The organism is Mesorhizobium sp. WSM4829 (genome assembly GCF_055811475.1).
Window position 1 is genome coordinate 1 of sequence record NZ_JBVVQJ010000124.1, and the last position, 808, is coordinate 808.

Consider the following 808-nt stretch of genomic DNA (forward strand, 5'->3'; position numbering starts at 1 on the left):
GCGGCGGTGGCGTTATCAACTTAACTCGCCGTCAGCGATTTGCGGCATAAACGCGATGGAATGAATAAGCCGCCCATCAGCTACAAGCGTCACCGTTTTCCGCCTCAGATCATCGCCCATGCGGTCTGGTTGTACTTTCGGTTTCCGTTGAGCCTGCGCATGGTCGAAGAAATGTTGCTCGAGCGCGGTATCGTGGTCTCATACGAGACGATCCGCCGCTGGGCAAAGAAGTTCGGTCCCGATTATGCTCGTCGCTTGTGCCGCAAGCCGCCAGGCCACCATGACATTTGGCATCTCGATGAAGTCGTCATCACCATCGCCGGCAAGAAGCACTGGTTGTGGCGTGCCGTCGATCAGGATGGCTATGTGCTCGATGAGATCGTCCAGACCCGGCGCAACACCAAGGCTGCCAAACGATTGTTGGCTCTTGAGAAAGCAAGGCGTCGCACCCAAGCGCATGATCACTGACAAGCTCCGCTCCTACGGAGCGGCCAGGCGTCAGGTCATGCCGCAGATCGAACACCGCGCACAAGGGCCTCAACAACCGAGCGGAGAATTCGCATGTGCCGCTGCGAAACGGGAACGAACAATGCAGGGCTTCCGATCACCTGGGTCCCTGCAACGGTTCGTCTCAATCTTCTCCGCTGTTCGCAATCTCTTCGTTGCTCCCCATTCAAAACGCTCAGCATTCGCCATCCATCTCCACCGCCTGAAAGCCATGTCGGAGTGGAAAGCCGCGACCGGAACGCTGGCCTGAAATCGAACTCGCAGTATCATCGCGGCCAGTTGCCAACAACGTGACATCGCC

At 57.7% G+C, this 808-nt stretch carries 1 pseudogene; it reads left to right on the forward strand.

Annotated features, from left to right (window positions below):
- Nucleotides 1-60: 60 nt before the first annotated feature.
- Nucleotides 61-757, forward strand: a pseudogene (locus tag AC0L17_RS34475) (IS6 family transposase).
- Nucleotides 758-808 lie beyond the last annotated feature (51 nt).